The 25899-nt window shown below is 74.3% G+C and carries 22 protein-coding genes; 14 read left to right on the plus strand and 8 right to left on the minus strand.

What is annotated here, in order from left to right:
• The first annotated feature begins 1 nt into the window (after window position 1).
• The 6 genes from AB0F58_RS09540 (at window position 2) to AB0F58_RS09565 (ending at window position 10356) form a co-directional block, all read left to right on the plus strand.
• Window positions 2-565 carry a TIGR00730 family Rossman fold protein gene (locus AB0F58_RS09540; RefSeq protein WP_357140297.1) on the plus strand — a complete coding sequence of 188 codons (564 nt, stop codon included), beginning with the start codon at window positions 2-4 and terminating at the stop codon, window positions 563-565.
• Window positions 566-670: 105 nt separating this feature from the next.
• Window positions 671-4240: an ATP-dependent DNA helicase gene (locus AB0F58_RS09545; protein WP_357140300.1), complete on the plus strand. Its 3570-nt coding sequence runs from the start codon at window positions 671-673 to the stop codon at window positions 4238-4240.
• A gap of 158 nt (window positions 4241-4398) precedes the next feature.
• Window positions 4399-7869 carry an ATP-dependent DNA helicase gene (locus AB0F58_RS09550; protein WP_357140302.1) on the plus strand — a complete coding sequence of 1157 codons (3471 nt, stop codon included), beginning with the start codon at window positions 4399-4401 and terminating at the stop codon, window positions 7867-7869.
• A gap of 198 nt (window positions 7870-8067) precedes the next feature.
• The gene (locus tag AB0F58_RS09555) at window positions 8068-8271 is read left to right on the plus strand and encodes a cold-shock protein (RefSeq protein WP_088982211.1); all 204 of its coding nucleotides are present in this window, start codon (window positions 8068-8070) and stop codon (window positions 8269-8271) included.
• A gap of 202 nt (window positions 8272-8473) precedes the next feature.
• A complete protein-coding gene (locus tag AB0F58_RS09560; protein WP_357140306.1) occupies window positions 8474-9820 on the plus strand; it encodes a DEAD/DEAH box helicase in 1347 nt (448 codons plus the stop codon).
• Between the two features lie 338 nt (window positions 9821-10158).
• Window positions 10159-10356 carry a hypothetical protein gene (locus AB0F58_RS09565; protein ID WP_357140308.1) on the plus strand — a complete coding sequence of 66 codons (198 nt, stop codon included), beginning with the start codon at window positions 10159-10161 and terminating at the stop codon, window positions 10354-10356.
• A 141-nt stretch (window positions 10357-10497) separates the two neighbouring features.
• Here the strand turns inward: AB0F58_RS09565 and AB0F58_RS09570 are convergent, their stop codons facing one another.
• The 4 genes from AB0F58_RS09570 to AB0F58_RS09585 are packed head-to-tail and all read right to left on the minus strand — an operon-like array spanning window position 10498 to window position 13645.
• Window positions 10498-10929, minus strand: coding sequence for an Rrf2 family transcriptional regulator (locus AB0F58_RS09570; RefSeq protein WP_357140474.1), 432 nt, complete (start codon window positions 10927-10929; stop codon window positions 10498-10500).
• A 4-nt stretch (window positions 10930-10933) separates the two neighbouring features.
• Window positions 10934-11818, minus strand: a complete 885-nt coding sequence (locus AB0F58_RS09575) for an ABC transporter permease (RefSeq protein ID WP_357140311.1) — start codon at window positions 11816-11818, stop codon at window positions 10934-10936.
• Window positions 11808-12587 carry an ABC transporter ATP-binding protein gene (locus AB0F58_RS09580; RefSeq protein ID WP_357140314.1) on the minus strand — a complete coding sequence of 260 codons (780 nt, stop codon included), beginning with the start codon at window positions 12585-12587 and terminating at the stop codon, window positions 11808-11810. The genes AB0F58_RS09575 and AB0F58_RS09580 overlap by 11 nt, the downstream gene beginning before the upstream one ends.
• Window positions 12584-13645, minus strand: a complete 1062-nt coding sequence (locus tag AB0F58_RS09585) for an ABC transporter substrate-binding protein (protein WP_357140317.1) — start codon at window positions 13643-13645, stop codon at window positions 12584-12586. Before AB0F58_RS09585 ends, AB0F58_RS09580 begins: the two co-directional genes overlap by 4 nt.
• A 192-nt stretch (window positions 13646-13837) precedes the next feature.
• On the opposite strand from AB0F58_RS09585, the gene AB0F58_RS09590 reads away from it, so the two are divergent.
• The 4 genes from AB0F58_RS09590 to nudC are packed head-to-tail and all read left to right on the plus strand — an operon-like array spanning window position 13838 to window position 18632.
• Complete coding sequence (locus AB0F58_RS09590) at window positions 13838-14983, plus strand: LLM class flavin-dependent oxidoreductase (RefSeq protein WP_357140319.1); 1146 nt, start codon at window positions 13838-13840, stop codon at window positions 14981-14983.
• A gap of 9 nt (window positions 14984-14992) precedes the next feature.
• Window positions 14993-16303: a pitrilysin family protein gene (locus tag AB0F58_RS09595; protein ID WP_357140322.1), complete on the plus strand. Its 1311-nt coding sequence runs from the start codon at window positions 14993-14995 to the stop codon at window positions 16301-16303.
• The gene (locus tag AB0F58_RS09600) at window positions 16300-17643 is read left to right on the plus strand and encodes a pitrilysin family protein (protein WP_357140325.1); all 1344 of its coding nucleotides are present in this window, start codon (window positions 16300-16302) and stop codon (window positions 17641-17643) included. Before AB0F58_RS09595 ends, AB0F58_RS09600 begins: the two co-directional genes overlap by 4 nt.
• Window positions 17640-18632, plus strand: a complete 993-nt coding sequence (gene nudC / locus AB0F58_RS09605; protein ID WP_357140328.1) for an NAD(+) diphosphatase — start codon at window positions 17640-17642, stop codon at window positions 18630-18632. The genes AB0F58_RS09600 and nudC overlap by 4 nt, the downstream gene beginning before the upstream one ends.
• A 110-nt stretch (window positions 18633-18742) precedes the next feature.
• On the opposite strand, the gene AB0F58_RS09610 is transcribed toward nudC, so the two are convergent.
• The 3 genes from AB0F58_RS09610 to AB0F58_RS09620 form a co-directional block, all read right to left on the minus strand.
• Window positions 18743-19015, minus strand: coding sequence for a hypothetical protein (locus AB0F58_RS09610; RefSeq protein WP_357140330.1), 273 nt, complete (start codon window positions 19013-19015; stop codon window positions 18743-18745).
• 324 nt (window positions 19016-19339) lie between these two features.
• Window positions 19340-19576 carry a DUF397 domain-containing protein gene (locus AB0F58_RS09615; RefSeq protein WP_357140333.1) on the minus strand — a complete coding sequence of 79 codons (237 nt, stop codon included), beginning with the start codon at window positions 19574-19576 and terminating at the stop codon, window positions 19340-19342.
• A 68-nt stretch (window positions 19577-19644) separates the two neighbouring features.
• Window positions 19645-20598 (minus strand): helix-turn-helix transcriptional regulator, encoded by a 954-nt coding sequence (locus tag AB0F58_RS09620; protein ID WP_357140335.1) that lies wholly within the window; start codon window positions 20596-20598, stop codon window positions 19645-19647.
• Window positions 20599-20805: 207 nt separating this feature from the next.
• On the opposite strand from AB0F58_RS09620, the gene AB0F58_RS09625 reads away from it, so the two are divergent.
• A complete protein-coding gene (locus AB0F58_RS09625) occupies window positions 20806-22101 on the plus strand; it encodes an MFS transporter (protein ID WP_357140337.1) in 1296 nt (431 codons plus the stop codon).
• 61 nt (window positions 22102-22162) lie between these two features.
• On the opposite strand, the gene AB0F58_RS09630 is transcribed toward AB0F58_RS09625, so the two are convergent.
• Window positions 22163-22408 (minus strand): mycoredoxin, encoded by a 246-nt coding sequence (locus AB0F58_RS09630; protein WP_357140341.1) that lies wholly within the window; start codon window positions 22406-22408, stop codon window positions 22163-22165.
• A gap of 90 nt (window positions 22409-22498) precedes the next feature.
• Here AB0F58_RS09630 and AB0F58_RS09635 point away from each other — a divergent pair, with 90 nt between their 5' ends.
• The 3 genes from AB0F58_RS09635 to AB0F58_RS09645 all read left to right on the plus strand — a co-directional run bounded on the left by AB0F58_RS09635 (window position 22499) and on the right by AB0F58_RS09645 (window position 25538).
• On the plus strand, window positions 22499-24658 hold the full coding sequence (locus AB0F58_RS09635) for an ATP-dependent DNA helicase UvrD2 (protein ID WP_357140344.1): 2160 nt from the start codon (window positions 22499-22501) through the stop codon (window positions 24656-24658).
• A 127-nt stretch (window positions 24659-24785) separates the two neighbouring features.
• Window positions 24786-25040 carry a hypothetical protein gene (locus AB0F58_RS09640; protein WP_357140346.1) on the plus strand — a complete coding sequence of 85 codons (255 nt, stop codon included), beginning with the start codon at window positions 24786-24788 and terminating at the stop codon, window positions 25038-25040.
• A 132-nt stretch (window positions 25041-25172) separates the two neighbouring features.
• Window positions 25173-25538, plus strand: coding sequence for a WhiB family transcriptional regulator (locus AB0F58_RS09645; RefSeq protein WP_357140349.1), 366 nt, complete (start codon window positions 25173-25175; stop codon window positions 25536-25538).
• Window positions 25539-25899: the final 361 nt, after the last annotated feature.

Below are 25899 nucleotides of genomic sequence, written 5' to 3' on the forward strand. Positions count from 1 at the left end.
GGTGGCCGCGATCGGGGTTTTCTGCGCCTCCTCCCGCACCCTCGACCAGCGCTGGCTGGACCTCGCCTTCGACACCGGGGCGGAGCTGGCCCGGCGGGGGCACACGCTGGTCAGTGGGGGCGGCTGTGTCGGCATGATGGGCGCGCTGGCCGACGGCGCGCGGTCCGGGGGCGGGCGGACCGTCGGGGTGATCCCGCAGGCACTGGTCGACCTGGAGGTCGCCGACCTGGCCTCCGACGAACTGCTGGTCACCGACTCGATGGCCAGCCGCAAGACGGTGATGATCGAACGTTCGGACGCCTTCCTCACCCTGCCCGGTGGGCTGGGCACGCTGGACGAGCTGTTCGAGGTGTGGACCACGGCGACCCTGGCGATGCACGACAAGCCGATGGTGCTGCTGGACGCGGAGAGCTTCTACCGTCCCCTGCTCGACTGGCTCACCACCCTCACCGACCAGCACTTCGTCAAGCCCGCCGGCGAGGCCCTCCTCCTGGTCGCGCGGACCCTGGGCGAAGCCCTGGACACCATCGACTCCCGCCTCCCCGTGACCCGCCGGCCGGTCTGACCGCCCCGCCGGCTCCCGGCGGCCGGCGCCGGCCGACCGGTCCGATGGGGCGGACGGGGGGTGTGGTGGGGACGGGGTGTCGGGGGCGCGTGGTGTGATGGGGCGATGCAGACGTACCGGTTGGTGCGCCGCTCCGAAGGGCTGACCTGGACAGACGGCGGGCTGACCTCGCCAGACGGTCCGGCCCCGGTGCCGGCGGGGTGGCGGGGGGACGCCCGGCAGGCGGAGGTGGTCGCCCACACCGACGGGCCGATGCTGGTCCTCGGCGGGCCCGGCACCGGCAAGACGAGCACCCTGGTCGAGGCGGTCGCGGCGCGGGTCGCCGAGGGCGTCGACCCGGAGCGGGTGCTGGTGCTCACCTTCGGGCGGCGGGCGGCCACCGCGCTGCGCCACCGGATCGAGGCCCGCGTGGCCGTCGGCAACCGCGTGGTCCGGGAACCGCTGGTGCGGACCTTCCCGGCGTACGCCTTCGGCCTGCTGCGCCGGGCCGCCGCCGAGCGCGGTGAGCCCTCCCCCCGGCTGCTCACCGGCCCAGAACAGGACCTGATCATCCGGGAGCTGCTCGACATCGTGGGGGAGAGCCCCGAGGACGACCCGGTGGGCTGGCCGGAGGACCTGCGTCCCGCGCTGCGCACCCGGGCCTTCGCCGGCCAGCTGCGCGACCTGCTGATGCGGGCCGCCGAACGCGGGGTGGGGCCGGTCGAGCTGACCCGGCTGGGGGAGCGGCTGGGCCGCGCCGACTGGCCGGCCGCCGCGCGCTTCCTCCGGGAGTACGTCTCCGTGCTCGCGCTCCGCGACGTCAGCAACCGGGGATCGGTCGCGTACGACCCGGCCGAACTGGTCCGGGCCGCCACCGGACTGCTGCTCGACGACCCGGAGCTGCTGGCGGCGGAGCGCCGCCGGCTGGCCCACGTCTACGTCGACGAACTGGCCGACACCGACCCGGCCCAGCTGGACCTGCTCGCCGTGGTGGCCGGGGGCGGCTCGTCCCTGGTCGCCTTCGGTGACCCGGACTCCTCCACGTACGCCTTCCGGGGCGCCGACCCGTCCGGGGTGGCGGCGTTCCCGCACCGGTTCCGGACCGCCTCCGGGGCACCGGCGGCGCGGGTGGTGCTCACCACCTCGTACCGGGCGGGGCCGGAACTGCTGGCCGCGGCGGGGCGGCTGGCCCGGCGACTGCGCGGCCCGGTCACGCACCGGCGGCTGGAACCGGTCCCCGACGCGCCGCCCGGCGTGGTCGAGGTCCGCACCTTCCGTTCCGCGACCAGCGAGTCGGCGTACCTGGCCCACGCGCTGCGCGCGGCGCACCTGCTCGACGGGGTGCCCTGGTCCCGGATGGCGGTGCTGGTCCGGTCGACCACCCTCCAGCTGCCCACCCTGCGTCGGGCGCTGCACACCGCCGGGGTGCCGACCGTCGTGCACGGCGAGGACCTGCCGCTGCACCTGCAACCGGCGGTGGCCCCGCTGCTGCTCCTGCTCCGCTGTGCCCTGGAACCGGAGCGGCTGGACGAGGAGGCGGCCGTCGCGCTGCTGCACTCCCCGCTCGGTGGGGCCGATCCGCTGGCCGAACGGCGGCTGCGCCAGGGCCTGCGGGCGCTCGCGCTGGCCACCGGGGACCGCCGGCCCTCCGGTGACCTGGTCGTCGAGGCGTTGCGCGAGCCGGACACGCTGGCCGGCATCGAGCGGCGCTGGGCCGAGCCGGCGCAGACCGTGGCCCGGCTGCTCGCCACCGCCCGCGGGACGGCGGCCCGGCCGGAGGCCACCGTCGAGGACGTGCTCTGGACGGTCTGGGCGGCCAGCGGCCTGGCCGAGCGCTGGTCGGCGGCGATCCAGGGGCGGGCCGACAGCGGAGAGGGGGAGACCGCCCGGCGCTGGCGGGCCGACGCCGCCGACCGGGACCTGGACGCCGTGCTGGTGCTCTTCGACGCGGCGGCCCGCTTCGTCGACCGGCTGCCCGGCGCCCGGACCGAGGTCTTCCTCGACCACGTGCTCGGGCAGGACCTGCCCGCCGACACGATCGCCCCGACCGCCGACCGGGGGGACGCCGTCCGGCTGCTCACCGCGCATGCCGCCAAGGGGCTGGAGTGGGACGTGGTGGCGGTCGCGGGGGTGCAGGAGGGGATCTGGCCGGATCTGCGGCTGCGCGGCAGCCTGCTCGGCTCCGAGCGGCTGGTGGACGTGCTCGCCGGCCGGGGAGAGGGCGCGGGCAGCGCCGCCGTGCTGGCCGGGCAGACCTCCGCGCTGCTCGACGAGGAGCGCCGGCTCTTCTACGTGGCGGTCACCCGGGCCCGGCGCCGGCTGCTGGTCAGCGCGGTCTCCTCCGCCTCGGTGGGAGGTGACGACCACGAGGAGCAGCCGAGCCGGTTCCTGTACGAGGTCGCCGCCGCCGAGCCGCCGGGCGGGAACGGCGCCCCGGGGCGCGGTCCGGTGCCGCCGCCGGGGGACGGTGGCGGGCGGGACGGCGTGGCCCCGACGGACGGGGACGCTGCGACCCCGGGCGGCGTCGAGCCGGCCGTCGGGGGCGGACCGGCCGCTGAGGGCGGACCGGCCGTCGGCGGCGGGGGGCCGGACGGCGGTGGCGCCCGCCCGGACGGGGGCGGGCCGGTCGTCGCGGGCGCGGACGGGGCGAGCCCGACGGCCGTCGGGGAACGGGCCGGGGAACTGCCGGTCGGCCGGCCGCCCCGGGCGCTCACCCTGCCCGCCCTGGTCGCGGAGCTGCGTACCGCGGTGGCCGACCCGACGGCACCGGTGGCCCGGCGGCGCGCCGCGGCGGCCGAACTGGCCCGGCTCGCCGCCGCCGGGGTGCCCGGCGCGCACCCGGACGACTGGTGGGGGCTGCGGGGGCTCTCCGACGACCGGCCGCTGGTCGACGACGGCGAGCCGGTGCGGGTCACCCCGTCGGCCGTGGAGAGCGCGTTGCGGTGCAGCCTGCGCTGGCTGCTGGAACGGCACGGCGGCAGCGCGCCGCCGAGCACCGCGCAGAGCGTCGGCAACCTGGTGCACGCCGCCGCGATGCTCGCCGAGAACGCCACCGTCGACCGCTCCACCCTGCTGGAGTACGTCACCGCGCGGTTCGACGCCATCGAGCTGGCCGCCCGCTGGATGGCCGGCCCCGAACAGGCCCGCGCCGAGGCCATGGTGGACAAGCTGCTCCGCTGGCTGGCCGTGAACCCGCGTCGGCTGCTCGCCATCGAGCACGAGTTCGCCGTCCGGCTGGACGACCCGCACCGTCCGGTCGACCTGGTCGGCCGGGTGGACCGGCTGGAGATCGACGCGGACGGCCGGCTGGTGGTGGTCGACCTGAAGACCGGCCGGTCCACCGCCGTCGGCGCGGAGCTGGCCGAACATCCACAGCTCGGGGCGTACCAGGCGGCGGTGGAGGCGGGGGCGTTCGCCGAGTACGGCGAGGAGTCCGGCGGCGCGGCCCTGGTGCAGCTCGGCACCGGATCGAAGGAGGCGCGGGAACAGGGGCAGGCCCCGGCCGACCGGGGGCCGGAAGCCGGCTGGGCGACCGCGCTGGTCCGGCGGACCGCCGATACGATGGCCGCCGCCACCTTCGCCGCCGTCGCCAACTCGAAGTGCCGGGCCTGCCCGGTACGCACGAGCTGCCCGGTCTCCGGCAAGGGGCGTCAGGTCGTCGAACCACCGACCACCCGGGCACCGGAGATTCCGTGAGTGCGAGGAGTGAGCTTGCGAGCCCCGCAGTCGCGAACCGAGATGGCACCGTGAGTGCGAGGAGTGAGCTTGCGAGCCCCGCAGTCACGAACCGAGATGGCACCGTGAGTGCGAGGAGTGAGCTTGCGAGCCCCGCAGTCGCGAACTGAGGTCGCACCGTGACCCAGCCTGCGCTCTTCGGTACCGGCCCCGCGCCGTCGCCGCGCGTGGCCGACGCCGGCCCCCGGTACACCCCGGTGGAGCTGGCCCGGCTGCTGCGCCTGCCGGCACCGACCCGGGAGCAGGCGGCGATCATCGCCGCGCCGGTGGAGCCGCTGCTGGTGGTCGCCGGGGCGGGGTCCGGCAAGACCGAGACGATGGCCGCCCGGGTGGTCTGGCTGGTGGCCAACTGGTACGTCCGGCCGGAGCAGATCCTCGGGCTCACCTTCACCCGCAAGGCCGCCGGTGAGCTGGCGCACCGGGTGCGGACCCGGCTCGACCAGCTGATCCGCCGACTCGGCCGGCAGGGGCGCGACCCGCTCGACGACCCGCTGGCCGGTGAGCCGACGGTGGCCACCTACCACTCGTACGCGGCCCGGATCGTCACCGAGCACGGGCTGCGCTCCGGCTACGAACCCTCCACCCGGCTGCTCACCGAGGCGTCCCGCTGGCAGTTGGTGGACCTGTTGGTGCGCAACCACGACGGGGACCTCTCCGAACTCCAGCGCACCCCGAGCACGGTCACCGACGCGGTGCTGGCGCTCGCCGCCGAGCTGGACGAGCACCTCATCGAGCCGGACGAGCTGGCCGCCTGGACCGGCCGGTTCTTCGCCGAGGTCCAGTCCCGTCCCGGCAAGGTCTACGCCGACGTGCGCAAGGCGCTCGGCGTGCAGCAGAACCGGCTGCGACTGCTGCCGCTCGTGCGGGCGTACGCCGAACGCAAGGCGGACTTCGAGGCGATGGACTTCGCCGACCAGTTGGCCCGCGCCGCCCGGGTGGCCCGCGACCACCCGGAGGTCGGCCGGGTCGAACGGGACCGGTTCCGGGTGGTGCTCCTCGACGAGTACCAGGACACCAGCCACGCGCAGGTGGTGCTGCTGCACTCGCTCTTCGGCGGCGGCCACCCGGTCACCGCGGTCGGCGACCCGTGCCAGTCCATCTACGGCTGGCGCGGGGCGAGCGCCGGCACCCTGGAGCGGTTCCCGACCGGGTTCACCCGCGCCGACGGGGAGCCGGCGCGGGTGCTCGGGCTGACCACCAGCTGGCGGAACCGCCCCGAGATCCTCGGCGTGGCCAACGCGTTCGCCACCCCGCTGCGGGCTTCCGGGGCGCGGGTGCCGGAGCTGCGTGCGGCGTCGACCGTCGCCGACCCGATCCCGCACCGCACCCCCCGGGGTACGGCCGGGGGGACGGTGCACTGCGCGCTGCTGTCCACGTACGCCGAGGAGGCCGGGTGGATCGCGGACAGCGTCCTCGCCGCCTGGCGCGGCGCGGCCCGGATGCCGGGCGCGTTGCCCGAGCACATCCCGGTGCCCCGGCGTCCCACCACGGCCGTGCTGGTCCGGGTGCGCAGCCAGATCCCGGCGATCGAGTCGGCGCTGCGCGACCGGGGACTGCCGGTCGAGGTGGTCGGGCTGGGCGGGCTGCTGGACACCCCGGAGGTCCGGGACGTGGTCTGCACGCTGCGGGTGCTCGCCGACCCGACCGACGGGGCGGCGCTGCTGCGGCTGCTCACCGGGGCCCGCTGGCGGATCGGCCCCCGGGACCTGGTGGCCCTGCACCGGCGGGCCCGGCAGATCGCCGCCGCCCGGCGGGACCTGGCCGGCGGGGCGTCCGTGCCGGGCGGGGTGGACGTGCTCGACGAGGCGACCCTGGTCGAGGCGCTGGCGGACCTCGGCCCGGCGCAGGCGTACTCGGCGGAGGGGTACGCGCGGCTCAAGGCGTACGCCCGGGAGCTGGCCCTGCTCCGTTACCGGCTGGACCAGTCCCTGCCGGAGCTGGTCGCGGACGTGGAACGGACCACCGGCCTGGACGTGGAGGTCGCGGTCCGGGCCGGGCGGGACGGGGCCGGCGACGCCGGTCTGGCGCGGGGACACCTGGACGCCCTCGGTGACGTGGCCGCCCGGTTCAGCGGGGAGACGCCGGGGGCGACCCTCGCCGGCTTCCTGGCCTTCCTGACCGCCGCCGAGGACGAGGAGCGGGGGCTCACCCCCGGTGAGGTCGAGGTGGTGGAGGGTGCGGTGCAGGTGCTCACCGCGCACGCCGCCAAGGGGCTGGAGTGGGACGTGGTGGCGGTCGCCGGGCTGACCCGGGGCGCCTGGCCGGGGCAGGTCCGCAGCTCCGACCACTACCTGGGCGGGCTGGGCGTGCTGCCGTTCCCGCTGCGCGGGGACGCCGACGGCCTGCCCGACCTGGCCCTGGCCGAGGCGGCCGACCAGCGGGCGGTGGCCCGGGCGCTGGCCGACTTCACCGACGCCTGGCGGGCGCACGACGAGCGGGAGGAGCGGCGGCTGGCCTACGTGGCGGTGACCCGGCCGCGTCGGCTGCTGCTCTGCTCCGGCTACTGGTGGGGGGAGGGGACGAAGCGTTCCCGGGGCCCCTCGGTCTTCCTGCGGGAGGTGCACGACGCCTGCCTGGACGCCCGGGACGGGCACGTGGTCGACGTCTGGGCGCCCGAGCCGGCCGGGGACGCGGTGAACCCGACCACCGAGGTGGTGCTCCGCGCCGAGTGGCCGGCCGACCCGCTGGGGGCCCGCCGTCCGGTGCTCGCCGAGGCGGCGGCCCTGGTCCGGGGGGTGCTGGCCGGCGACGGCCCGGCGGACGGCCCGGACGCGGCAGCCCGGGGAACGGACGGGGCAGCCCGGGGAGCGGGGGAGCCGACGGACGATCCGGCGGACGGGTCGGCCGGGGCGGACGATCCGGAGGCGACCCGCTGGCGGCGGGAGGCCGACCTGTTGCTGGCCGAGCGGGCCGAGGCGCTGCGCGCGGCCGGGACGGTCGAGGTGCCGTTGCCGGAGCACCTGTCGGTGTCCCAGCTCGTCGCGTTGCGCCAGGACCCGGAGGCGCTGGCCCGTACGCTGCGCCGTCCGCTGCCCACCCCACCCAACCCGTACGCCCGCCGGGGCACCGCCTTCCACACCTGGCTGGAGCAGCGGTTCGGGATCGACCGGCTGCTCGACGTGGACGAGTTGCCCGGCGCGGCGGACGCCGACGCCGCCCCGGAGGCCGAGCTGCTCGCCCTCCAGGAGCGTTTCCTGGCCAGCGAGTGGGCCGACCGGGTACCGCTGGAGGTGGAGGTGCCGTTCGCCACGGTCATCGCCGGAGTGGTGGTCCGGGGCCGGATGGACGCGGTCTTCACCCGCCCCGGCGGCCGGTACGACGTGGTCGACTGGAAGACCGGGCGACAGCCGGCCGGGGCGGCGGCCGAGGCGGCGGCGGTGCAGCTGGCGGTCTACCGGCTGGCCTGGGCGGACCTGGCCGGCGTACCGGTGGACCAGGTGGGCGCGGCGTTCCACTACGTCCGCGACGGGGTGACCGTCCGCCCGGCTGACCTGCTGGACGCGGCGGGGCTGGCCGCCCTGGTGGCCGGGGCCACGGAGGTGGACGGCACCGGGTCGGAGAAACCTAGTGCCGTCGAGCCGGATCCGTGATAGCTTGGGGTCGTTGCAGTTTTGGTTACCAGAGACTCTGTGTGCGCCTGGTGAATTGTGGCCCCAGGCGCTCTTTGTTGTGTCCGGAGTTCTCCGGGCGGGGCGACCAGCAGCGACAAGCGAGCCGTGCAAGCGGCGCGCTACTCATCGAGTCCGCAACAGGTGCGGGCACGACGTTCCGTCAAGGAGACGAAACACATGGCAATTGGTACCGTCAAGTGGTTCAACGCTGACAAGGGCTTCGGCTTCATCACCCCGGATGGCGGGGGTCCCGACGTCTTCGCCCACTTCTCGGCGATCCAGTCCTCCGGCTACCGGAGCCTGGACGAGAACCAGCGGGTCGAGTTCGAGGTGACCCAGGGTCAGAAGGGCCCGCAGGCGGAGAACATCCGCCCGCTCTGATCCTCCGGGATCCCAGCGACACCCACCGCGTCCTCCGGGTGCGGTGACGCGACCGGTCCGCAGCGCATCGCGCGGACCGGTCGCGTACCCCTTCGGTTCGTGCTTGTGACCACCGCTGCGCGCCCTCACCACCGGCCGCCGGTGACAGCGCCGCCCGCCGGCGCCCTCCCTCGACACGTGCCGCGTCGAGGAAGGCTTTTCCATGACCACTGTCATTCCGTCGTTCGCCGACGTCGGCCTCCGGCCGGAACTGCTCGCCGAACTCTCCGTGCAGGGCATCGACCGGCCGTTCCCGATCCAGGCCGCCACCCTGCCGGACTCGCTCGCCGGCCGGGACGTGCTCGGCCGGGGGCGTACCGGCTCCGGCAAGACGCTCGCCTTCGGGCTGCCGACGCTGCACCGTACCGCCGGCCACCGGGCCCGCCCCGGTCGGCCGAAGGCGCTCGTGCTGGTGCCCACCCGCGAGCTGGCCCAGCAGGTCACCACCGCGCTCACGCCGTACGCGAAGGCCCTCGGGCTGCGCTGCGTCACCGTGGTCGGCGGGCTCTCCCTGCAACGTCAGGCGGACGCCCTGCGGGCCGGGGCCGAACTGGTCGTGGCCACCCCGGGTCGGCTGCACGACCTGATCGACCGCGGTGACGCCCGGCTCAACGAGGTGCAGATCACCGTCCTCGACGAGGCCGACCGGATGGCCGACATGGGCTTCCTGCCGCAGGTCACCAAGCTGCTGGAGCAGGTCGCCCCGGACGGCCAGCGGATGCTCTTCTCCGCCACCCTCGACGGGGGCGTGGACCGGCTGGTCCGCCGCTTCCTGACCAACCCGGTCTCCCACTCGGTCGACCCGGGCACCGCCACGGTGACCGCGATGACCCACCACGTGCTGCACGTCGACGCGGACGACAAGCCCGGCACGCTGGCCCAGATCGCCGCCCGTGAGGGCCGCACCATCATGTTCATGGGTACGAAGCACCGCGCCGACCGGCTGGCCCGGCAACTGCTCGCCCGGGGGGTACGCGCGGCCGCGCTGCACGGGGGCAAGTCGCAGCCGCAGCGCACCCGGATCCTGGAGCAGTTCAAGACCGGGGCGGTCACCGCGCTGATCGCCACCGACGTGGCCGCCCGGGGGATCCACGTGGACGGGCTCGACCTGGTGGTGAACGTGGACCCGCCGACCGAGGCGAAGGACTACCTGCACCGGGGCGGGCGTACCGCGCGGGCCGGGGAGTCCGGCACCGTGGTCACCCTGGTCCTGCCGGAGCAGCGCCGCGACGTCGTCAAGTTGATGAGCGTGGCCGGCATCAAGCCGCACGTGGTCGCGGTGCGTCCCGGCGACGAGGCGCTGGTCCGGGTGACCGGCGCCCGCGAGCCCTCCGGTGTCCCGGTCACCATCCCGGTGCCGTCCGCCGCCACCCGGGCCCCCGCCCCGGCGACCCGGCCCGCCGGTGGCTCGGGACCCGGTACGGCGGAGGTCAAGGCCCCGACCGGCGGGCGCAGCCCGCACCGGTCCTCGGGCCGGTCCCGCCGCGCCCGCCGTCCCCGCGCGTCCTGAGCACCGTTTCACCGCAGACCGGCCGTAGAGCCTCGCGGCACCGGCCCTGCGGGGCCGGTGCCGACGGGATCGGCGTTGGCGGGAACCCGGGCCGGATGTCTCGGCTCGGTCACCGTCGTTCGCGCCACCGCCCCGATGTCGGAGCCGGACGGTAGTTTCCTCCCTGTCGGCCGTCGCACTGCGTCGCTGAGTCGGGGATCAGCGACGGGAACGTCGGGTGGTCGACAGCACCGATCGGCCGGGGGGCCGATGGTGAGGTCCGGGGGAGTGGGTCGGTGGGGACCGACCCGCGTCGGATACGGGCTGATGGGGATCGGCCCGCGTCAGGAGGGGTGACGATGGGGGTCCACGCCGGGGCGGTGCGCGAACTGCTGGTGGTGCTCGTGGTGGCCGGAGTGGGCCTGCTGCTCGCGCTGCTGGCGGCGTTCGGCCCCTGGCATCCCGGGGTGGGCGACCGGCACCCGGCCGTGGTGGTGGAGTTGCACAGCCCGGTCCGCCCGGTGGGTACGGGGGGCGTCGCCGACAACGCCGGCTGACCGGGTCACGCCGGGCGACCGGACCGGCTGCCCGGCATCACCCGGGAGAACTGGCCGGCTGCCCGGCGTCGTCGCCCAGGAGAAATGGCCGGCTGCCCGGCGTCACCCAGGAGAACTGGCCGGCGACGGCCGCCCCTGGCTTCACCGGTGGGCCGGGTCGGCGGTGCGGTGTTCGGGGGTGAGCAGGTCGGCGAGGGAGGTTCGGTCGACGACCTGCTCGACTGCCCCGTGCACGGCGAGCCAGACGTCCCGGAGCCCGACGGCCACCCCCTGATAGCCGGCGCTTTCGGCGGGCAGGCCGCGCACGCTGGTCAGGGTGCCGCCGACGGCACGCAGCACGTCCCCGACGGTGATCCGGTCGGCGGGACGACCCAGGCTGTAACCGCCCTCCGTGCCGCGGTGACTGACCAGCAGTTCGGCCCGGCGCAGGTCGAGCAGGATTCCGTGCAGCACGCTGAGCGGGATCTGCTGGACCTCCGCCAGGACGGCGGCCTTGACCAGCTCGCCGCCGCCGAGATCGGCGATGGCGAGCACGGCGCGGAGGGCGTAGTCGGCGCGGGCGGAGACGTGCATGGGGTCAGGCACCCGCCTGGTCGAGGACGCCCCACCGGCGTCGGATCGCGGTGTCCGCCGCGCCGAACGCCGCGTCGACCACCAGTCCCACCACCAGGATCACGATCATCGTGGCGAGCAGCCAGGGCGCGTCGGAGAGTTCGCGGGAGTAGGTGAGCTGTGCGCCCAGCGAGGTGGTGGAGATGCCCACCACGATCAGCTCACCGGCCATCAGGCTGCGCCAGGAGAAGGCCCAGCCCTGCTTGAGCCCGGCGACGATGGCGGGCAGTGCGGCCGGCGCGATCACGTACCGGTAGAGGTTGAGCCCTCGCGCGCCGATGTTGCGTCCGGCGCGCACCAGCAGCGGTGGCACGTAGTCGACCCCGGCGATCACGCCGTTGGCGATCGACGGGGCGGCACCGAGCACCACCACGAAGAAGATCGCCTTCTCGCTCAGCTCGAACAAAAGGATGGCCAGCGGGAACCAGGCGATCGAGGGCATGGTCTGCAATGCCGTGATCATCGAGCCGATGGCGGCGCGGAGTACCCGGAAACGGGCCACCGCCAGGCCGACCAGCAGGCCCACCGCGACGGAGAAGACGTACCCGACGGCGGCCCGGCGCAGCGTGGTGGCCATGCCGTCCCAGAGCTGCGGGCCGCTGACCTGGCGGAGCAGCTCCTGTCCGACGGTGACCGGTCCGGGCAGGGAGTACTCCGGCTTCCAACCGGTCCAGACCACCACCTGCCACGTCCCGATCGCGATCACGAGCGCCGCAAGTTTCGGCCAGGTGGCGGACCAGGTCCGGCTGACCCGGGAGGGGACCTTCTCCTGCCCGGCGATCTCCAGGGCGTCCAGTCCGGAGATCTCCGCGTCGGTACGCGAACTGCTGGTGAGGGTGTCACCGGCCATGGCGTCCCACCTCCTCACGGAGTCGGTCGGTGACCTCGGCGGCGATCGAGGCGACCTCGGGGGAGTCGATGCGTCGGGGGCGGGGCACCTCGACCCGGGTGGACCAGATGATCCGGCCCGGCCGGCTGGAGAGCAGGATGATCCGGTCGGCGAGCCGGGCCGCCTCCCGGACGTTGTGGGTCACGAAGAGCACGGTGAGCCGGCGCTCGGACCAGATCCGCTCCAACTCGTCGTGCAGGATGTCCCGGGTCATCGCGTCGAGTGCGCCGAACGGCTCGTCCATCAGCAGCACCGGGGTCTCCAGGGCCAGGGTGCGGGCCAGCGCGACCCGCTGCCGCATACCGCCGGAGAGCTCGTGCGGACGCTTGCGGCCGAAGTCGGCGAGGTGCACGGTACGCAGCAGCTCGGCGACCCGCTCCCGACGCTGGGCCCGGGGCAGCCGGCGCAGCTTCAGCGGGACCTCGACGTTGCCCTCGACGGTCAGCCAGGGGAAGAGGGCGGACTCCTGGAACATCAGCCCCGGGTTGACCCCGGGGCCCAGGGCGATCTCCCCGCCGCTGATCCGGTCGAGGCCGGCGACCAGGTTGAGCAGGGTGCTCTTGCCGCAGCCGGACGCGCCGACGAGGCAGACGAACTCGCCCGGCTCCACGTCGAGGGTGACCCCGTCCAGGGCGAGGACGGCCCCGTCCCCGCGTCCGTACACCTTGGTGACGCCGCGCAGCGCGACCGCACCGGTCGCGCTGCGCGGCGTCGTCGTGGTCGACGTCACGGCTGGGCTACCTCGGGCTTGCCCTGGGTCTTGAGCACCTCGTTGAGGTACGTCAGGTCGTAGAGCCCGTCCAGGCTGACCGGCTGGGTCAGCCCGACCGCGACGGCGTGGTCCAGCCCGGTCTTCAGGGAGGAGGGGATCGGGTCGTTGGTGAACTCCAAGGTCGGCCAGGCCTGCTTGATCAGCTTGAGGTCCAGCGGCTTGCCGGTGATCCTGCCGATGTGGTCGGAGATGGCCTGCTGGGCCTCGTCCGGCTTGGTGTTGACGAACTCGTTCGCCGCCACCTGCGCCTCGACCAGCTTCTTCACCACGTCCGGGTGGGCCTTGAGGAACGTGGTACTGACGATCAGGTTGGTGATGACGAACTTCCGGTCCGGCCAGAGGTCCCGCTCGTCGAGGAGCACCGTGCCACCGGCGTTGACCAGCCGGGAGACGAACGGCTCGGGCACCCAGGCGCCGTCGATCGCACCGCTGTTGAAGGTTTCGACGGTCTGCGCGTTCTCCTGTGGAACGATCTTGACGTCGCCGCCACCCTCCTTGGTGGTCGTGATGCCCTTCTCCTTGAGCCAGAAGCGCAGCGCGACGTCCTGGGTGTTGCCGAGCTGCGGGGTGGCGATCTTCTTGCCCCGGAGCTGCTCGACCGAGGTGATCCCGGGCTTGACGACCAGCGCGACCCCGCCGGAGGCCGCGCCGGAGATCACCCGGACCGCCTCGCCCTTGCTCTTCGAGTAGGCGTTGACCGTCGGGTTGGGACCGATGTACGTCGCGTCCAGCGCGCCGGAGAAGACCGCCTCGATGGCGGCCGGGCCGGCGTTGAAGGTCTTGGGGTCCAGCTTGACGTCGGTGCCGAGCGTGTCGGCGAAGATCCCCTTCTCGACGCCGACGACCGCCGGAGCGTGCGTGATGTTGGGGAAGTAGCCGAGGCGAAGCGTCGTCGCCCCGGAGGAGCCACCGGCCGCGCCCGCGTCGTCCTCGCCGCCGCACGCGGCCAGGGCCGCCAGGCCGACGAGCGCTACGGCCGCCAGGGACAACGTCCGGCGGTGGGGGTGCCGTCTCATCCTGCTTGTCCAATCCTCAATATTCCTACTTTCTCGGTGGGAATAGTGGCTTGGGGTGGGCGCGGCGTCAACCGCCGACCGGATCGCGGGAAAGCGACGTCGAGGCTATCCCGCTTTTCCTATCGCTTTGCTAGGTTAAGCGCGCGCGGGTCGCCCCGGCGGGCGGCGGTTCCGCCGGGGGTGACGACCGCCATGACGACGAGGGGGCGCGGCGCGATGACCTTCCACTGGTTCCTGCCCACCTCCGGCGACGGCCACCAGGTCGGTGCCGCCACCGTCAGCGCCGGCGCGGCCCGGCACGAACGCGCCGCCACCGTCGACTACCTCAGCGCGGTCGGGCGGGCCGCCGAGCAGGCCGGCTTCGCCGCCGTCCTCACCCCGGTCGGCTCCGGCTGCCCCGATCCGTGGATCGTCTGCGCCGCCGTCGCCCGGCACACCGAACGGATCGGCCTGCTGGTCGCCGTCCGGGCCGGGTTCGCCCTGCCGACGCTGATCGCCCAGCAGGCCGAGGCGTTCCAGGCGATCTCCGGTGGGCGGCTGGCGCTCAACATCGTCACCGGGGGCGACCCCGCCGAGCAGCGGGCCTACGGTGACTTCCTCGACCACGACGCGCGCTACGCGCGGACCGACGAGTTCGTCGACGTGCTCCGCCGTTCCTGGGCGGGGGCGCCGTTCGACTTCACCGGCGCGCACTACCGGGTGGCCGGCGGCGGGCTGGCCACCCCGTTGGCCGACCCGCCACCGGTCTACTTCGGCGGGGCCTCGCCGGCGGCCGAGGCGGTCGCCGCCCGGCGCGCCGACACGTACCTGATGTGGGGCGAGCCGCCGGCGGCGATCGGGGACCGGGTGACCCGGATCCGCCGCCTCGCCGCGGAACAGGGCCGCACCCTGCGCACCGGGATCCGGCTGCACGTCATCGCCCGGCCCACCGCGACCGAGGCGTGGGCCGAGGCGGACCGACTACTGACCGGGATGAACCCGGAGCGGATCGCCGCCGCCCAGGCCCGGTTCGCCCGGATGGACTCGGTGGGCCAGGCCCGGATGACCGCGCTCAACGGCGGCAGCGCCGACGGCCTCACCGTCGCGCCGAACCTCTGGGCCGGCATCGGTCTGGTCCGCGAGGGCGCGGGCACCGCGCTGGTGGGCAGCTACGCCGAGGTCGCGGCCCGGATCGACGAGTACGCCACGCTCGGCGTCGACGAGTTCATCCTCTCCGGCTGGCCGCACCTGGAGGAGGCCCGCCGGGTCGGCGACGAGGTGCTGCCACGGGTGTCGCACCCGGGCGCGTTCCCGGTCACCGACGGCGGGTCCGGGCGGACACCGGTATCGACGCGCTAGGGTCGACGCGTGGCGGCGCGGAGATCCAGAATTCCAGCGACGAAGTACCCGGTGGAGCGGTTCACCCTCGACAACGGAGTGCGGGTGGTGCTCAGCCCCGACCGCAGTGCCCCGGTGGTCGGGGTCGCCGTCGTCTACGACGTCGGCATCCGGTCCGAGCCGGAGGGGCGTACCGGCTTCGCCCACCTCTTCGAGCACCTGATGTTCCAGGGCTCGGAGAACCTGGAGAAGCTGGCCCACTTCCGGCACGTGCAGGGGGCCGGGGGCACCTTCAACGGCTCCACCCACCTCGACTACACCGACTACTACGAGTACCTCCCGGCCAACGCGCTGGAACGCGCGCTCTTCCTGGAGGCCGACCGGTTGCGCGGCCCCCGGCTGACCGAGGAGAACCTCCGTAACCAGGTCGACGTGGTCAAGGAGGAGATCCGGGTCAACGTGCTCAACCGGCCGTACGGCGGCTTCCCCTGGCTGACCCTGTCGCCGGTGGTCTTCGACACCTTCCCCAACGCGCACGACGGGTACGGCTCCTTCGACGACCTCGAGTCGGCCACCGTCGACGAGGCGGTCGACTTCTTCCACCGCTTCTACGCCAGCGGCAACACCGTCCTGGCGGTCAGCGGAGACCTCGACGTGGCCGAGGCCACCGCGCTGGTCGAGCGGCACTTCGGCGACGTGCCGGCCCGGCCCGCACCGGAGCGTCCCGACTTCGGCGAACCCGACCTGACCACGGAGCGCCGCGCCTCGTACACCGACAAGCTGGCCCCCATGCCGGCGGTGGCGAGCGCCTGGCGGGTGCCCGACCCGCTCACCGACCTCACCGGCTACCTGGCGTACGTGGTGCTCGCCGAGGTGCTCACCGACGGCGACGCGTCCCGGCTGGTCGAGCGGCTGGTGCAGCGGGACCGGACGGTCACCAGCATCGGCGGGTACCTCGGCTTCATGGGCGACCCGTTCGACGTCCGCGACCCCACCGTCCTGCTGCTCCAGCACCACCTGCCGCCCGGCGGCGACGTGGACCGGGTGCTGGGCACCGTCGACGAGGAACTGGACCGGCTCGCCGCCGACGGGCTCACCGAGGGCGAACTGGCCCGGACCCAGGCCCGGATGGCCACCCACCTGCTGCGCGACACCGACGCGGTGCTCGGCCGGGCGCTGCGGATGGCGGTGCTGGAACAGCAGCGCGGTGAACCGGGCCTGCTCAACGACCTGCCCCGGCTGGTCGGCGAGGTCACCGAGGAACAGGTCCGCGCCGCCGCCGCCATGTTGCGACCCGAGCGCCGTGCGTCGATCGAGGTCATTCCCGGAGGTGCCCGGTGACGACGCAGACCCCCACCACGGCCCGGTCGCTGCCGCCGCTCGGCCCCGTGCGCCGGCTGAAACTGCCCCGTCAGACCGAGCGGACGCTCGCCAACGGGCTCACCGTGATCGTCGTGCGCCGGCCGGCGGTGCCCCTGGTCGAGCTGCGGCTCGGGGTGCCGTTCGGCCGGGCCCACCTGGCCCGGGGCACCCTGCTCGCGCAGTCCCTGCTGGCCGGCACCGAGCGGATGTCCAGCAACCGGATCGCCGCCGAGTTGCAGGCGGTCGGTGGTGGGTTCTCCGCCGGCGTCGACCCGGACCGGCTGATGGTCTCCGGGGTCGGCCTGGTCACCGGCCTGGACCGGATGCTGGAGATCCTCGCCGACGTGTTGACCGGAGCGACGTACCCGGCCGACGAGGTGGCCACCGAGCGGGCGCACACGGTCGACCGGATCGAGATGGCGCAGAGCCAGCCGACGCACCTGGCCCGGGTGGCGCTGCTGCGGCGGATCTACGGCCGCCACCCGTACGCGGTGCAGACCCCCGGGCCGGAGCAGGTCCGCGCGGTCCGGCCGGCGGCGCTGCGCACGCTGCACGCCGAGCGGGTCCACCCCGCCGGCGCGGTGCTGGTGCTGGTCGGGGACGTGCAGCCGGAACGGACGCTGGACGCCGTGGAACGGGCGCTGGGCGGTTGGCGGGGGGACGGCCGTCCGGTGGAGCTGCCGCCGACGCCGCCGCTGGAACCCGGACCGCTCCGCCTCGTCGACCGGCCCGCCTCGGTGCAGTCGTCGCTGCGCGTCGCGCTGCCGGCGGTCGGGCGTACCCATCCGGACCACGCCGCCCTGCAACTGGCGAACCTGGTCTTCGGCGGCTACTTCTCGTCCCGCTGGGTGGAGAACATCCGGGAGGACAAGGGCTACACCTACGGCCCGCACTCGGTGGTGGAGCACTCGGCCGCCGGCTCGGTACTGGTCGCCGGGGCCGAGGTGGCCACCGAGGTGACCGGCGCGGCGCTGCTGGAGACTCTCTACGAGCTGGGCCGGCTGGCCTCGCTGCCGCCCGGGGAGGACGAGCTGGAACAGGCCCGGCGGTACGCGCTGGGCAGCCTCCAGCTCGGCATGGCCACCCAGGCCGGTCTCGCCTCGCTGACCAGCGCGTACGCCAACAGCGGGCTGCGGCTGGACTTCCTCGCCGAACATGCCGCGCGGCTGGCGAAGGCGACCGTCGACGACGTCGCCGAGGCAGCGGCCCGCTATCTCGCCCCGGCCGGGGCGGTCACCGTCGTGCTCGGGGACGCCGAGCGGATCGCGCCGGGGCTGGCGGTGCTCGGGCCGGTGGAGACGGAACCCGTGTCGACATGACCCCTACCGGTGCCGCCGGGCCAGAGGTGCCGGCCGGGAGCGGGCCGGTGTTGCCACCGCTGGCCCGGACCGTCCTCGACCGGGCGGCACACCGGCGTACCGACCCGGCCTGGCTGGCCGGGGCGTGGCAGCGGGGCCGGGTGCTGGTGGTGGACACCGCCGCCGGTGGCCGGACCCTGGTCACCGGGGACGGCGTTCCGCCGGCGCTGCGGCTGCTCGACCCCGGGCAGGCGCCGGACGCGCCGCCGATGTTCCTCGGTGTCGGTGCCGACGGGGTGCCGCTCTTCGCGGTGGACGCGGCCCTGCCCACGGTCCCGGGCACCCGGGCGGCGTCCTTGCGGGAGGTCGGGCACCTGCTCGACGACCGGGACGCCGGCCTGTTCATCACCGCGGTCGCATTGGCCAACTGGCACCTGCGGCACGGCTTCTCGGCGGCCACCGGCGAGCCGACCGTCCCGGACGAGGGCGGCTGGTCGCGGGTGGACCCGCACGGCGACCGGATCTGGCCCCGGACCGACCCGGCGATGATCGTGCTGGTGCACGACGGGGTGCCCGGTCCGGACGGCCGCTGCCTGCTCGGCAACAACGCGACCTGGCCGGCGAGCCCGCGCGGGCGCCGCTTCTCCTGCCTTGCCGGCTACGTCGAACCGGGTGAGTCGGCGGAGGCCGCCGTCGCCCGCGAGGTCACCGAGGAGGTCGGGCTCACCGTCTCCGGGATCCGGTACGCCGGCAGCCAGCCCTGGCCGTTCCCCGGTTCGCTGATGTTGGGCTTCCTGGCCACCGCCGACCCGGCGCAGCCGCTTCGCCTCGACCCGGCCGAGATCGCGGACGCCCGCTGGTTCTGCCGGTGGCAGATCACCGAGGCGGTCGCCGGTGGGGCGGTGGACGCCGGGGACGGCGCCCGTCTGGTGTTGCCGCCGCCGCTGTCGATCGCGCACTTCCTGCTCGAACGGTGGCTGACGGACGTGGAGCCCGGTCTCGGTCCGTGACCGCCGTTGCCGCGACGGTCACGGACCGAGAACCGGCACCGCCGGGGTCGTGGAGGCGTGGAGCACGGCGGGGGAGCGCCGGTTGCGACCGCGACGGGCGTCGGTGTGGTCTAGGAGGTGGTGCGGCCCCGACGGGCGGAGCGGGTGCGGGGTTGGCTGACCCGCAGCACCTTGACCCGTTGCCGGCCGGCGCGGACCCGCCCCACCGCCGCGAGGGCCCGTGCCAGTTCCAGGGCGGCGTCCCGGTCGTCGGCGTGCAGGACCTGCCGGCGGGGCTCGGGCGCGATGGTCTCGTCGCGGAGTCGGCCACCGGCCGACCAGACGGCGGCGAGGTCGGCGTCGTCTGCGGTACGGATGTCGGTGCGAACGATCAAGAACCGCATGGGTGTCTCCCGATGCACTGCCGGATGACGAGGTGCGGGCGGGTACGTGTGTGCCTGGGCGGTGCCCGGGGCGCGACGGTGTCGCCGGAGCCGGCGGCCGGTGGGGAGGCCGGGGCCGGTGGTCCGACCGTGAGGTGGAACTTTCACGTGAACTCTCGCCGTCATGTTACGCCGAGGTTTCCCGCCGGCAAGGGAAACGCGGCGGTCGATGCGGGTACCGACTGATCGGTGGATGTCCACACCGACTCCCGGCCGGTCCGGTACGGACGACGGGGCCGCCGGTCCATGACGGACATCGGCGGCCCCGTGACCGGGCGGTCGGACTCAGCGTCCGTCGAACTCCCTGTTGCGGGTGCCAGTGAGGAAGTCCCGCCACTGCTCCCGGCGGAACAGCAGCACCGGGCCGCTGCGGTCCTTGCTGTCCCGCAGGGCCACCGCCGCGGCCGGGCCGGCCGGCAACGGGGCGACCTCGACGCAGTTCGAGGTCTGGCTGCGTGTGCTGGTACGCCACGCGGCGTGGGTCAGCTCGACGGTGCCGGCGGTGTCGGGGATCTGGTTCATGGTTCGGCTCCTGCTCTGTTCTCCGATGGGCCCGAGTGCTGGGCCGGCTCCGGCACAGCGGACCCGCCTCACCGCTCCGTCAGTCGCTCGGAGATGCCGCGGCGTTGGGCCGGCGCCGCCGGCGACCCGTACGTCGCCTTGGGTGCTGCTGCCGTCTCGGCCGCCTCGATCAGCCAGGTGAGGGAGTCCGATGGGGAGCGCGCCGCCGCGCCCAGCCACTCGAAGACCATTTTATAGCGATTCAAGGCATTTGCGTCGTGTGACACGACGTCCGTGAACCCACCTTCGATCGCCAGCGTCTCCGGGTCCGCCGGATCCGGGAAGCGGTACAGCGAGAACGCGGTCGGCGGGAGGTACCAGTCGCCGATGGTGGCGTCGCGCGGCAGCACCTGGATCGTCACGTTGGGCAGCCCGGCCAGCTCGCAGAGCTGGACCAACTGCTCCCGGATCACCTCCGGCGGCCCGGCCCGCCGGCCCAGCGCCCCCTCCTCCAGCACCGCCGTGTAGCGGGGCGCGTGGGCCGGTTGCAGCAGTGCCTGCCGGGCCAGGCGGGCGCTCACCTCGGTCTCGACGGCCTGCGGGTCGGTGTCCTCCTCGGCCAGTCGCGCCGAGACGATCCGCACCCGGGCGTACGCGGCGGTCTGCAGCAGGCCCGGCACCAGGACCGGGTTGTACTCGCGGATCTCGGCGCAGCCCGCCTCCAGTTCCGCGTAGCTGCGTTGGTGCTCGGTCATCGCCCCGTACGACTTGAGCCAGGCCCGGATGTCCCCCGCCTCCCGGGTGATGGCGGTCAGTTCGGTGCTGGTCGCGTCGTCCGCGCCGTAGAGGTCGAGCAGGGCGCGGATGTCCCGCGGGTCCGGGCGGCTGCGTCCGTTCTCGAGGCGGGAGAGCTTGGACGCCGAGGCCCAGCCGATCCGCTCGATGACCTGTTCCCCGGTGAGGCCGGACGCCTCGCGCAGGCTGCGAAGTTCGGTGCCGAGCCGGCGTCGCCGCAGGATCGGGCTGGGTACGGCAGGAGGCACATCGACCTCTTCTCCGTCGGGCCGTCGCGGACGCGACGGTAACTGTATGAAACTGGCCCCCCACGGCCAGTATGTACGGCCCGACCCGCGCCCGACGTCCCGTGACGGGCGTGTCTCGAAAAGGAGGACGTCGGTACCACTCCGCCCGCCCCTCGCGACCCGGTCCCGGATCCCCTGACCGGCCCCCTCCCCCGCGGAAGGATCCCGATGCACACCGTCCTGCGCCGCCCCGACTTCCGACTGCTCTTCGGCGCGCTGCTGGCCAGCATGACCGCCGAGTCGATCCTGCTGCTCGCCCTGGCCATCTGGGTGAAGGACCTGACCGGGTCCGACCGGATGGCCGCTGCGGTGATCTTCGCGGTGGTCACGCCGAGGATCCTCGCGCCGCTGGTCGGCTGGATCGTCGACCGGTACCGCCGCCGGCCCTTCTTCCTCACCGCGAACCTGGTTACCGCCGCGCTGCTCACCCCGTTGCTGACCGTCCGGGACCCCGGGGACGTGTGGATCGTCTACCTGGTCGGTGCGCTCTACGGCCTGTCGTCGATCTCGCTCGGCGCGGCGCTCAGCGGTCTGCTGCGCACCCTGCTCCCGCTCGAACTGCTGGCCGAGGCGAACGCGGCCCTCCAGACCGTACGTCAGGGCCTGCGGCTGGGCGGCCCGCTGGTGGGGGCGGCGCTCTACGCGGTGGCGGGCGGCCCGGCCCTCGCCGTCGTCGGCGTCACGGGGTTCGTCACCGCCGCCGCCGTGGTGGGGCTGCTCCGGGTGGCCGAGCCCGCCCGACCGCGTCGGCTGGCGTGCGGCCGGACCGAACTGGGGGCCGGACTGCGCCATCTCGGCACCGAGCCGGCGCTGCGCCGGGCCCTGCTCGGGTACGGGGTGGCCTCGCTGGTGATCGGGTTCAGCGAGGCGCTGCTCTTCGCCTACGTCGAGCAGGGGCTGGGGCGGTCACCCGCCTTCGTGGGCGTCCTGTTCAGCGTGCAGGGCGTCGGCGGCCTGGTCGGCGCGTTGCTCTCCCCGGCCGTGGTGCGCCGCTTCGGCGAGATCGGCTCGCTCGCCGCCGGCGTGGCCCTCTTCGGGACGGCGGCGCTGATCCTGACGTACCCGGGTCTCTGGCTCGCCGTCGCGGCCCTGCTGCTGGCCGGGACGTCCCTGCCGCTGAGCGCGGTCGGGCTGCACACGCTGGTGCAGCGACGGACCGAACCCGGACTGCTCGGTCGGGCCACCGCCGCGACGGACGCGCTGGTCAGCGGCCCGCAGGCGATCTCCATCGGGACCGGGGCGCTGCTGGTGGCGGTGCTCGACTACCGGTTGCTGTTCGCCCTCGTGGGCGTGGTGATGCTGGCCGCCGGGGCGTACCTCTGGCGGGCGCGACGCTTCGCCACGGTCGCGGGCCCCCGCCCGGTCGTGCCCGCCCCGCGCCGTCCCCGGCCCGAGCCGCGTCGCTCGCCGTCGGCCCCACGGGTGGATCACGGGGTGGTCGCCTCGACCCGGCGGGAGGGGTGACGGGAACGGGCTCGACGCCGGCGGCGCGGGACGGCCGGTGGGCCGCCCCGCGCCGGCGTGCTCAGGCGTCGGCCAGGCTGGCGAGGTGCTGCTTGACCTGGTTGATCGAGGGGTTGGTCAGCGCCGAACCGTCGGCGAAGCGGAGCGTCGGCACCGTCTGGTTGCCGCCGTTGACCTTCATCACGAACTCGGCCGCCGCCGGATCCTGCTCGATGTCCACCACCTGGTACGCGATGCCCTCCCGGTCGAGCTGCGACTTCAGCCGGTGGCAGTAGCCGCACCACGGCGTGGAATACATCGTCAACATGGGTCAGAACCTCCGTCGGTCCGGGGTCGGGCGGCTTCGCCCGCCAGGGTATCGGCTGTAACGTCCAACGGGGCTGGGATGATTCCTCGGGTGGCGGTGCACTCAGCGGCGGAACAGGTGCTGGCCGGGCTCGACCCGGAGCAGCGGACGGCGGTGACCGCGCCCGCCGGTCCGGTCTGCGTGCTGGCCGGCGCGGGCACCGGGAAGACCCGCGCGGTCACCTCCCGGATCGCGTACCGGACGCTGAGCGGGCAGATCTCGTCCCGGCACGTGCTCGCGGTGACCTTCACCGCGCGGGCCGCCGCCGAGATGCGCGCCCGGCTGACCGCGTTGGGCGTCGGCGGGGTGCAGGCGCGCACCTTCCACGCCGCCGCGTTGCGCCAGATGCGCTACTTCGCCCCCCGGTTGCTCCGCGGCCGGGAACTGCCCGAGCTGCTGGACAGCAAGGTACGGCTGGTCACCCTGGCCGCCGCCCGGGTCGGGTTGCGCACCGACCGGGCCGCCGCCCGGGACCTGGCCGGTGAGCTCGAGTGGGCCAAGTCGTCCCTGGTCGAGCCGGGGGAGTACGTGGTCGCCGCGGCCAAGGCACAGCGGGACACCCCGCACGAGCCGGCGCGGGTCGCCGAGGTCTTCGCCACGTACGAGACGGTCAAGCGGGCCGCCGGGGTGATCGACTTCGAGGATCTGCTCCGCGCCGCCGTCTGGGGCATCGAGGAGCATCCGGACGTCGCCGAACAGGTCCGGGCCCAGTACCGGCACTTCGTGGTCGACGAGTACCAGGACGTCAACCCGTTGCAGCAGCGGCTGCTGGAGGCGTGGCTCGGCGGCCGGGACGACCTCACCGTGGTCGGTGACGCCAGCCAGACCATCTACTCGTTCACCGGCGCCACCTCGGCACACCTGGTGGACTTCCCCCGGCGCCACCGGGGGGCGGTGGTGGTCCGGCTGGTCCGCGACTACCGCTCCACCCCGCAGGTGGTGGGGCTGGCCAACGCGGTGATCGCCCAGGCCCGCGGCACCGAGGCCCGGCTCCGGCTGGAGCTGGTCGGGCAGCGCCCCACCGGACCGGAGCCGGACTTGCGGATCTTCACCGACGAGCCGGCCGAGGCGACGGCGGTCGCCGCCCGCTGTCGGCAGCTCGTCGCCGCCGGCACGCCGGCCCGGGAGATCGCCGTGCTGTTCCGCACCAACGCGCAGTCCGAGGCGTACGAGAAGGCGCTCACCGAGGCCGGGGTCCCGTACGTGGTGCAGGGGGCGGAACGTTTCTTCGAGCGGGTCGAGGTGCGGCAGGCGATGGTGGCGCTGCGCGCCGCCGTCCGCTCCATCCCGGGCGAGACCCCGCTGCCGGCCGCCGTGGTCGAGGCGCTCGCCGCGGTCGGGTGGGCCCCGGACGCGCCCCCGGCCGGCGGCGCGGCGCGGGAACGCTGGGAGGCGCTGGCCGCCCTGGTCCAGCTCGCCGAGGAGTACGCGGCCACCCCGCCGGTGCTCCCGATCGGCGAGGGCGCGGTGGTCGAACGGCCGGTCACCCTCGCCACCTTCACCGAGGAACTGCAACGGCGGGCCGCCCAGCAGCACGTCCCCACCGTCGACGGGGTGACCCTGGCCTCCCTGCACTCCGCCAAGGGGCTGGAGTGGGACGCGGTCTTCCTGGTCGGGCTGGTCGAGGGCACCCTGCCGACCGGGTACGCCAAGACCGCCGAGCAGGTCGAGGAGGAGCGGCGGCTGCTGTACGTCGGGATCACCCGGGCCCGGCAGTGGCTCTGGCTGTCGTACGCCTCGGCCCGTTCGCCCGGCGGGCGGAACCGGCGCCCCTCGCGTTTCCTGCCGCAGCTCGACCGCTCCGGCGGCGCCGAGCGGGCCGGCACGGGCCCGGCCCGGCGCGTCGAGCGTCGTCGCAACCAGGTGATCTCCTGCCGGATCTGCGGGGCGACCCTGCTCGCCGGCGGTGACCGCAAGCTCGGCCGCTGCCCGACCTGCCCCTCCGACGTGGACGAGGAGCTGCTGGAACGGCTCCAGGACTGGCGGCAGCGGGTGGCCGGCGCGCAACGGGTGCCGGCGTACGTCGTCTTCACCGACGCGACCCTGACCGCGCTGGCCGAACGGCGACCGGGCCGCCCCGAAGAGTTGATCGCCATCGCCGGAATCGGCCCCCGCAAACTGGGCCTCTACGGCGAATCCGTGCTGGCCCTGGTGGATGGTGCGACGGTCGACGCGGTCTGCCCGAAAGAAAGTTTGGAAAACCCGTCGTAATTCGTTTGCCCTCGCGCCGGGAGGCGGCATAGCCTCAGAACACACCTCGCGGGTGGCTCATCGTGGCTGCTCACGAGGGGCGAGACCGTCGATCAACGAGCGAACGTCAGAGGAGGAGGTGGCACCGATGGAGAGCTTCGTCTACGAGCGTCCGACGGCGCTGTCTGCTGCCGTCGCTCCGCTGTCGGCTGCCCGGATCGCCCTGACCATCGGGCTCCCGGTTCCGCACGCGCACCAGACCCAGGATCAGGCCGAGCTGCTCCTGACCGTCGCGCCGACCGGAATCGACGGGACCAATGGGTTCACGGGCAAGGGTGCCCCGGTCGCCATGAAGCGGCGGCTGGACGTCCGCGGTGTTCCACCTCGAGGGAGACCGGTCTGATTCGTCAGACCACCGGCTCACCTCGAGGCCGCGGAACCCGCTACCGGGATCCGCGGCCTCAGTTTTTTGCCCCGCCGAAGTACGTCGGAAATGCGATCCACGAGATCGAAGTGAGAGAGAGGTGACCGGGCGATGAGTCTGGCGTTGGCCCCCCTCGACGTGAGCGTCGAGCTGGAGGCGAATCTGCCCTGCCGGAAGTTCGACCCCGACCTGTGGTTCTCCGACTCGCCCGCCGAGCTGGAACTCGCCAAGTCGCTCTGCGGGGACTGCCCGCTGCGCGTCGAGTGCCTCGCCGGTGCGGTCGAGCGGGCCGAGCCCTGGGGTGTCTGGGGCGGCGAGATCTTCGAGCGTGGCGCGGTCGTCCCGCGCAAGCGGCCCCGGGGCCGCCCGCGCAAGGAGGACGTCGCCCGGGACGCCGCGCTCCGGGTCGAGGCCGAGGCGCGACTGGCGGCCAGTGGGCTGACCACGTCCCGCAACACGGTCCGGCTGGCGGCCTGACATGAACCCGATCCGCGCTCGTGCCGGTGCCGCACCGGCAGTCAGCGAACCGAACAACCCGCACGTCCTGAACGGAGTCACCGAGATGCAACTACTCCACGAAGCGTTGTCCAGGGCCCGAATGCGTCGGCCTCAGGCCGGTCGTACCACCACGCGCACTGAGGCAGCCCGATCCGCCCGTACCGTCGCCATGGCCAGCCGTCAGCGGTCGGCCCGCGAGTTGGGCGTTCTGTAACCACACCGAACCACGGGGGGCGGGGTGGGGCCGCCCCGGCGTACCCGTACGCGATCACCTACGACTCGACCGAGACGCCGACCGGTGCGTCCGCCGACATCGGCCCGGACAAGGAGCGCCGCCAGG

This window comes from Micromonospora sp. NPDC023956 (genome assembly GCF_040639195.1).
Taxonomy (GTDB): domain Bacteria; phylum Actinomycetota; class Actinomycetes; order Mycobacteriales; family Micromonosporaceae; genus Micromonospora.

Coding starts and splice junctions, on each gene's coding strand:
- AB0F58_RS09575 (WP_357140311.1), bottom strand. CDS start 11,818: ATGGCCGGTGACACCCTCACCAGCAGTTCGCGTACCGACGCGGAGATC.
- AB0F58_RS09555 (WP_088982211.1), top strand. CDS start 8,068: ATGGCAATTGGTACCGTCAAGTGGTTCAACGCTGACAAGGGCTTCGGC.
- AB0F58_RS09570 (WP_357140474.1), bottom strand. CDS start 10,929: ATGCACGTCTCCGCCCGCGCCGACTACGCCCTCCGCGCCGTGCTCGCC.
- AB0F58_RS09565 (WP_357140308.1), top strand. CDS start 10,159: ATGGGGGTCCACGCCGGGGCGGTGCGCGAACTGCTGGTGGTGCTCGTG.
- AB0F58_RS09630 (WP_357140341.1), bottom strand. CDS start 22,408: ATGTTGACGATGTATTCCACGCCGTGGTGCGGCTACTGCCACCGGCTG.
- AB0F58_RS09645 (WP_357140349.1), top strand. CDS start 25,173: ATGAGTCTGGCGTTGGCCCCCCTCGACGTGAGCGTCGAGCTGGAGGCG.
- nudC (WP_357140328.1), top strand. CDS start 17,640: ATGACCCCTACCGGTGCCGCCGGGCCAGAGGTGCCGGCCGGGAGCGGG.
- AB0F58_RS09545 (WP_357140300.1), top strand. CDS start 671: ATGCAGACGTACCGGTTGGTGCGCCGCTCCGAAGGGCTGACCTGGACA.
- AB0F58_RS09590 (WP_357140319.1), top strand. CDS start 13,838: ATGACGACGAGGGGGCGCGGCGCGATGACCTTCCACTGGTTCCTGCCC.
- AB0F58_RS09625 (WP_357140337.1), top strand. CDS start 20,806: ATGCACACCGTCCTGCGCCGCCCCGACTTCCGACTGCTCTTCGGCGCG.
- AB0F58_RS09560 (WP_357140306.1), top strand. CDS start 8,474: ATGACCACTGTCATTCCGTCGTTCGCCGACGTCGGCCTCCGGCCGGAA.
- AB0F58_RS09610 (WP_357140330.1), bottom strand. CDS start 19,015: ATGCGGTTCTTGATCGTTCGCACCGACATCCGTACCGCAGACGACGCC.
- AB0F58_RS09640 (WP_357140346.1), top strand. CDS start 24,786: ATGGAGAGCTTCGTCTACGAGCGTCCGACGGCGCTGTCTGCTGCCGTC.
- AB0F58_RS09615 (WP_357140333.1), bottom strand. CDS start 19,576: ATGAACCAGATCCCCGACACCGCCGGCACCGTCGAGCTGACCCACGCC.
- AB0F58_RS09585 (WP_357140317.1), bottom strand. CDS start 13,645: ATGAGACGGCACCCCCACCGCCGGACGTTGTCCCTGGCGGCCGTAGCG.